Annotated in this window: 6 protein-coding genes; 1 reads left to right on the forward strand and 5 read right to left on the reverse strand. The window is 59.8% G+C overall.

Annotation, left to right across the window (positions count from 1 at the left end; genetic code table 11):
* Positions 1-27: 27 nt before the first annotated feature.
* The 5 genes from ABX749_RS15235 to coxB are packed head-to-tail and all read right to left on the reverse strand — an operon-like array spanning position 28 to position 5,660.
* Complete coding sequence (locus ABX749_RS15235; RefSeq protein WP_372896723.1) at positions 28-1,098, reverse strand: c-type cytochrome; 1,071 nt, start codon at positions 1,096-1,098, stop codon at positions 28-30.
* Positions 1,083-1,769: a cytochrome c oxidase assembly protein gene (locus tag ABX749_RS15240; RefSeq protein ID WP_372896724.1), complete on the reverse strand. Its 687-nt coding sequence runs from the start codon at positions 1,767-1,769 to the stop codon at positions 1,083-1,085. Before ABX749_RS15240 ends, ABX749_RS15235 begins: the two co-directional genes overlap by 16 nt.
* Entirely contained in the window at positions 1,769-2,215 is a 447-nt protein-coding gene (locus tag ABX749_RS15245) for a transmembrane prediction (RefSeq protein WP_372896725.1), read from the reverse strand. The genes ABX749_RS15240 and ABX749_RS15245 overlap by 1 nt, the downstream gene beginning before the upstream one ends.
* A complete protein-coding gene (gene ctaD / locus ABX749_RS15250) occupies positions 2,176-4,716 on the reverse strand; it encodes a cytochrome c oxidase subunit I (protein WP_372896726.1) in 2,541 nt (846 codons plus the stop codon). The genes ABX749_RS15245 and ctaD overlap by 40 nt, the downstream gene beginning before the upstream one ends.
* Positions 4,713-5,660, reverse strand: a complete 948-nt coding sequence (coxB, locus tag ABX749_RS15255) for a cytochrome c oxidase subunit II (RefSeq protein WP_372896727.1) — start codon at positions 5,658-5,660, stop codon at positions 4,713-4,715. The genes ctaD and coxB overlap by 4 nt, the downstream gene beginning before the upstream one ends.
* A gap of 307 nt (positions 5,661-5,967) precedes the next feature.
* Between coxB and ABX749_RS15260 the strand changes: the two genes are divergently transcribed.
* The gene (locus ABX749_RS15260) at positions 5,968-6,981 is read left to right on the forward strand and encodes a hypothetical protein (protein WP_372896728.1); all 1,014 of its coding nucleotides are present in this window, start codon (positions 5,968-5,970) and stop codon (positions 6,979-6,981) included.
* Positions 6,982-7,374 lie beyond the last annotated feature (393 nt).

Here is a 7,374-nt window from a genome sequence, read left to right on the forward strand (position 1 = left end):
CAGTCGAAAATCAACGTCGAGTGACGATCATGGGTCGGACTCGATCGGCTCGGGACGAAGGGAAGCGAAGTAGCTGGCGATTTGCTGTGACTGATCTTCGTCGAGGGCGTCGGCGATGGAGTGCATCTGGTTGCCGCTGCCGACTCCGCCTCGTGATCGGTTTCGGAACAACGCCAGTTGACGATCCAAGTACTCGGCGGGTTGTCCTGCCAGAACGGGATAGGACGGATCGTTGTCTTGACCATGACACTTCGAACAGGCGGCTACTTTCAGCGTGTCGTCGTGTTGCGAAATCAATCTTCGTCCCGCCTGAACGGATTCGTCGTCTAAGTCAAACCGACCCTGCGACGTCGCGGTTTGACTTGCGTACCACTTCGACGCGTCGCTCATCTCTCGCTTACTTAGCCGCGCCGCGATCGGTTCCATCACACCGCTGTGTCGTTTGCCCTCGGCGAAGGCCTGTAGCGATTCCCGCAAGTAGGCTTCGTTTTGGCCGGCAAGGATCGGTACACGATCACTGCCGCGTCCCATCCCGTCGGACGCGTGACAAATCGCGCATTGCTCGGTCACAACTTCTGGTGCAGCGGTGCCTTCATCGACGTCGACCAAGTCCCGATACTGGGAGTCGCTCATTTGGCTGAACTGCCGCAGAAACGCGACCAACGGCCAGATCTCGTCGTCTCGCTGACGGGTCGGCCAGGCCGGCATTCCGGTAAACTTGATCCCGTGTTTGACGATGTAGAACATCTCAGCGGAATCCAAGTCACGCAGCACATCGGGCAGGTAGGGCGGCGCGGGTGTCATCGCGGCTGGCACCGGCGGCATCGGTGAGCCTGGGGAGCCGTGGCACCATTTGCAATTGGATTGGTAAATGCCCGCGCCCAACGTCAACATGCCGGGTTCGTCCAGCGATGGAACCTCCGTCCCGGTGCTGTGAAACGCAACCGAACGATCGCTGGCAAAACCAAGCATCCAACGAGTGATCGGCCAATGACCGCTGCTGGCTTTGACGGGCACGATGCCGGAAACCAAGACGATCACTCCAATCGTCGCCAAGACCAGGCCGAGCAACGCAAGTTTCTTTATGAAGTCTTGCATACGGATGCCTCCAAAGTCGACGCACGCGTCGCGGTATCATTTTGCATTGATGGCGGTTCGGCCGAACGACCACGCAACAGATCGCCCGTCAACACCAGGCCGCCTGCCAGATAGACGATGCCGCCGACAACCAACATCACTGCCCCGCCGAGATGTTGGTCTTCCAATGGCGACAAACCGCTTAGGCCGTGCGGGTGGTGAAACAGCAATCGCGGCGACAGGGAAAGCAACGCACCGAGCAAGGTCATGTGCATCGACGTGAGCAGCAAACCGACGACTCCGGCGGCACTGCGTTGCCGGGTTCGTGGCTGCCCGCCTCCGAATGCCGACAGCCAAACCCACACGCCGGCGGCCAGGAACATGGACTGTTCCACGACGAATCCGACCGTTTCGTGTCTGGCCCAATGGTGAAGTCCCGGCCCGTGCCAGGCCCATACGATGATCAGCTCTCCGACCGATGCGGGGACCGGCGCGAAGAACGCGGGGCAAAAGCGAACAGGGTCATAGCGGCGTCCGGCAGCCGCGAGCGAAAGCATCGGAGCGACGATCGCGACGATCAGCATGTGCAATGTCATGTGCGCAGCAAACGAGTGCCGCGCCATGTCGGGAAGTGGTCCCATCCATGCCGCGGTCAAAATGACCCAACCGAGATTCCAGATCAGCAAACGCATCAGTGGCAGGTCCCCACGAAGTAGAACACCAGGGCGGTGAAGATCGTCGCGACCGCGCTCAGCAGTGACAGCAGAAAGGTCGACAGTCCGATCATGCGACGAAGATCGGCGGCAGTTGCTCCATCGTGCGGGCTGCGATCATGGCCGTCGCGATGCCGGCGACGACCGGACCAGCCGACGACGGCGATGATCACCATCGCCACCACGGTGTAGGCCATCACCGCCAACTGAACTTCACCGGCCGAGCGATCGGAGTCCGCGAACTTGGCGCAATAGATCGCTGCGGTCAAATAGCTTGCCAAGAAATGGACCGCCCAGACCGCAGGCGCGGCAACGATCCACCAGATCGATGTGACATGATCCGTTTTGTAGATCTCGTCGCGATTTCTCGTTTCGGTCATCGCCATCACTTCGCCACCATCGGGAATCCGGCGATCACCAAGCATGTAATCGCCGTCGTTAACATCAGGAAATGCCAATAGAGCGTCACATTGACAATGTCGGCGTCACAGCGTGCCGTCATCCGGCCGGCGGCGCGTCTCGCGGCACAATACAGGTGCATCACGACCCCCAGCACCACATGCAGCGCCGTCCAGATCGCCAAGACCCACACGATTGCCGGATAGACATGGGCGGTCGGATCCATTTGATGTGTCCACGGACCGTAGAGCACTGCCAAGCCGCCGGCGATGCTCAGGGCGACTCCGCAAACGATCGCCCCATAGAACCTCACCGCGTGATCCTGTCGATTCCACCGTCGCGCGGCCAACGTCGCCAAGTAGGCGAGCAGCATCGTCAGCATGGCGACGGAGGGCCAGATCCACCCGGGGCCGCTCGATCCAGTCGGCGGAAAGTCGTCGTGGGCGGTCCAGTAAAAGAAGTAGCCGAAGACCAGCGAAATGAAGGCGGTCATATCACCGAGCATGGTGATGAACATCGCCCACCAGCCGACCGCTTTAGATCCCGAGACGTAAATCGGCAACGTCAAACCGCGTCCCACGTCCTTTTCCTGTTTTTCCGGAATCGGAGCGGTGCCCGTCCACAGCCAGACCAGAATCGTGATGAACGCGAGCACGCCGCTGATCGTTGCGGCAACGTACCAGTGGTAGGTTGACAGAATGAACACGCCGCCGGTAAAGATCGCGGCGAAGTGTGTCAGGAACGTCGGTCCCGGAACCCGCAGGCATTGGATCGGCTTGGCATCGACCACCGACGTCACCAACGTTTCCCGCAGTCCCTCTTCCGCATCGGGTAGATAAAACCGCCCGGCATCGACGTCTTCGACAAAATCCTCTTGATCCCACAGCGGGTATCGACTTTCGACGATCGGAATGCTCCGCACGCCCCAGGGTTTATCGGGCACTTCACCCAACCATTCCAGCGTGCCAGCGTTCCAGAGGTTTCGCGCCACGAGGGGTTGGTTCTTTTTGGAACGTAGCACGTCATAGAGAAAGACGATGAACCCGATCGCCAGCACGAAGGCACCCACCGTGGAAATCAGATTCAACGTCCCCAACCCCAGTTCCGCTGGGTAGGTGTAGACGCGGCGTGGCATCCCCAGCAAACCGCTCAGGTGCATGGGAAAGAAGCTGACGTTGAATCCGACCAACATCAACCAAAACGCATACCGCCCCAGTTTTTCAGAAAGCTGTTTTCCGGTGACGGCGGGATAGTAGTAGTAGACGCCGGCGACGATCGGAAAGATGGTGCCGCCGATCAGGACGTAGTGCAGGTGTCCGACGATGAAGTACGTGTCATGGGCTTGGTAGTCGAACGGGGCGACGGCGACCATGACGCCCGTCAACCCGCCGATGATGAACGTTGCCAACCCGCCCAACGTGAACAGCAAACACACCGATTTGGTGACGCGTCCGATCAGCAACGTTGCGATGAAACAGAACAGCTGGATCCCGGTCGGTATCGCGACCGCCTGGGAAGCCGCCGAAAAAATACCGATCGAAATCGCCGGCAGCCCCGTCGTGAACATGTGGTGCACCCACAAACCGAAGCTCAGGAAACCCGTCCCGACCGCTGCCAACACGATCCATCCGTAACCGACCATCGGCGTGCGGGCGAAGGTCGGTACGATCATGGCGATCAACGCGATCGACGGCAGAAACACAATGTAGACTTCGGGGTGACCGAAAATCCAAAACAGGTGTTGCCATAACAGCGGATCGCCGCCACGCGATGCGTCAAAGAAGGGCCAATCGAGCGACCGCTGAAGTTCCATCAGCAAATCGCCAGCGATCAGCGGCGGAAACGCAAACAGGATCATCACGGCGACGACCAGGATGTACCACGCGTACAGCGGAATCAGGTTCAACTGCATCCCCGGCGGGCGGCATTTCATCACGCCCACAATCAATTCGACGGCCGCCGCGATCGACGCCACTTCGATGAACGAGAGTCCCAGCAGCCAGATGTCGACGCCCACGCCGGTCTGGTATTCCGTCGTCATCGGCGGATACATGAACCAACCGCCTTCCGGCGCGACGCCAAAAAAGATCGATCCGCAAACAAAGACGCCGCCGATGACGAAACACCAAAACCCGTATGCGGACAGCCGGGGAAAAGGCAGATCGCGTGCGCCGAGCATTTCGGGCAACAGCAGGATGGAGATCGCTTCCAGAATCGGCACCGCGAACAGAAACATCATCACACTGCCGTGCATCGTGAACACTTGGTTGTACTGATCGGCAGTCAAGAAATCATTGTCCGGCAGCGCCAGTTGGATGCGCATCAACAGCGCCAGGATTCCGCCGAACAGAAAGAACGTGAACGAGGCGACCACGTACCACAAGCCGACTTCAGAGTTGTTGACCGCCGTCCAATATCGCCAACCTGTCGGGGTACGCCATGCGTCGAGCAACCGTTTCGCTCGGACATCGAGTCGGTCGTCGTCGGATGCTTCGCCGGATGCGTCGCTGGATGCGTCCGTATTCAATTCAGTTGCTCCAGGTAAGCGACAATCGAATCCAGTTCGTCTTGGTTGAGCCTTTCGAATGCGGGCATTTGCACGCCTGGTTTGACATCGTGGGTACGGCTGATCCAACGCCGCAGGTGGTTCGCATCATTGGGCTTGATGGCCGCGCCCAAGCTGAGCCGGCTGCCGAAGTGGGTTAAATCGGGGCCGACTCGTCCGCCCGCGTCGGTGCCCCGAATCGTGTGACAGGCGCCGCAGCCCTTGCGGTGGAACAACTCGCGTCCCGCCGTGGCGGCCGGGCCGGACGGTTCACTCGCGTCGCGTTGTTGGCTGCGAAGCCATTGCTCGAAATCGGCTTGCGACATCACCACCACATCGAAGGCCATCTGTGCGTGAGCGGTACCGCAATACTCGGCGCACACGCCACGATATGTACCGACACGATTCGGATGCAGTTTCAAGCGGGTCTCTCGGCCGGGGATCATGTCAACTTTTCCCCCCAGAGCCGGAATCCAGAAGGAATGAATCACGTCCTCACTGGTCAATTTAAATTCAACCGGTTGATCGACCGGCAAACGAATCTCGTTGGCCGTCTCGACGCGTTGGTTCTCGCCGGTTCGGTAACCCACGCGCCACCACCAACGCACCCCGCTTACATCGATGGTCAAACTCGCATCCGGCGGAGGCCGATGCAATTCAGGCAACATCGCGAGCGCATAACACAGCAGTGACGTCAGCACCAACGTCGGAAACACGGCGCCACCCCCGATGACCAATGTCTTGGTCAACCGTGGACGGTGGCCGCCTGGCACGACGACCGAATAGACGGCCAATCCGACGACGATCAACCAAATCAACACGCCGCCGCCCAGCATCCAATGGAACAGATCCGCGATCTGCGCAGCCCCGTGTCCCGCCGGATCGAGCGTCGATTGTGAAAGGTCGCCGATCAACAAGAAGCTCATAAGGGCTGGCTGGAAAGGAACCAAGTTGCAAGGAAATCGGCCACCAAGGCGCTGGCGTAGACGAACCGGGAAACGAACCATGCAGATCGACGTCCACACGCTCGCCGGATTGCTTCAATCGGGCTGGACCGCAAATCGTGTGCCCGGCTGTCGGCATGCTGCAGTCGCAGGTTGCGCGGAGCGGGGTCTGGTTCGAGAATCTGGTCGCTTGGAGTCATTCGTAGGCTCCACCACGCCCTACCCGACCGATGTGCAGATACAATCCAGACTGTTTGATGAGAGTCGCTTTCGCTTGAGAGAATTGTGGATGGACAGGATCACTGCTTGGATCGCCCGGACATTGGGTTTGGTGTCGCTTGTGGGCTGTCTGCAATCGAATGTCCAGCTTCACGCCGGCAACTCCGGTGGAGAAGCAACCGCACAGAGTGATGGTGAACAGGTGACGACACCGCGGCGAATCGCTGCACAACACCTGCCGAATCCGATCCAGGTGCATCTCAACGTGATCTCCGGCGGGTTGCCCGGCGATGAAAACGCTTTTCAGGAGTTGCAGTCGCTCGGGGTGAAGACCGTGATCAGCGTCGATGGCATGAAGCCGGACGTGGAAACCGCCAGAAAGTACGGACTGCGCTACATCCATCTGCCGCACGGATACGATGGCATTCCGGACGAGCGTGTGAAGGAACTGGCGAAAGCCGTTCGAGGGTTCGAGGGAAAAATCTACATTCACTGTCACCACGGAAAGCATCGCAGCCCCGCGGCAGCGAGTGTCGCCTGTGTGGCGGCCGGATTGATTCCCCGGTCGGAGAGTCTGGCGATTCTGCAGCTGGCCGGAACCAGTCATCACTATCGCGGACTGTACGAATCGGCGCGTGTCGTCACACCAATAGAAACCGCCTTGTTGGACGAGTTGAAGGTGGAATTCCCGGAGTCCGTTGACCTGCCCCCGATGGCGGAAGCAATGGTGGCGATGGAGCACACCCATGAACACTTAAAACAGATCGCCGAGGCCGGATGGCGTTCTCCGGCGAACCATCCCGACCTGCATCCCGCTCATCAGGCGTTGTTGATGCGCGAGCACTTCACCGAACTGCTTCGTAGCGACGACGTGTTGAAGGAATCGGACCTGTTTCGGCACTACTTGCGTGAGTCCGAGCAAGCCGCCGAAGGACTGGAGGCGGCGTTGCGAACCTGGGCATCGAAGTCCGCCTCGGTCGACGCCCAACCCCCGGCAACGGCGAGTCGCTTCTTGGCCAAGATCTCTGCCAATTGCAAGGCCTGTCACCAGTACTCTCGGGACGTGCCGCTGAGCGAGAAGTGAAGCCGTCCGGTCTCGACCTTGAAAGACCCGAGGGCTCGCGCCCAATACCGCTAAATCGAGATTTACTCGCGTCCGGACGCTGGCGCGAACCGGCTGATGGCAAAAAAGTATCAGCCGTTTGGTGTGGGTCCTACGCGCTCTGCGCTTGTCAAAACCTTGTCGATTGAGCGGTATCGGGCGCGCGGCCTGACCCCGACGGGGTCCAAGCGAGTAGCCGGAGGTGAGCGAAGCGACACCTCCGGGCATCCGGTCCCCGTCAGACGCGACCCCGAAGGGTGTCGAAGCAAATGACGTCGGCGCCCTCGGACCCGACCAGCCCGCACGCTCGAGTTCACCGATCAACTCCTTTACGAACGCAGACTGCCGCACCGCCGGCGGATGGATTCGCTGCGA

The sequence above is a fragment of the Stieleria sp. genome (genome assembly GCF_041595215.1).
Classification (GTDB): Bacteria; Planctomycetota; Planctomycetia; order Pirellulales; family Pirellulaceae; genus Stieleria; species Stieleria magnilauensis.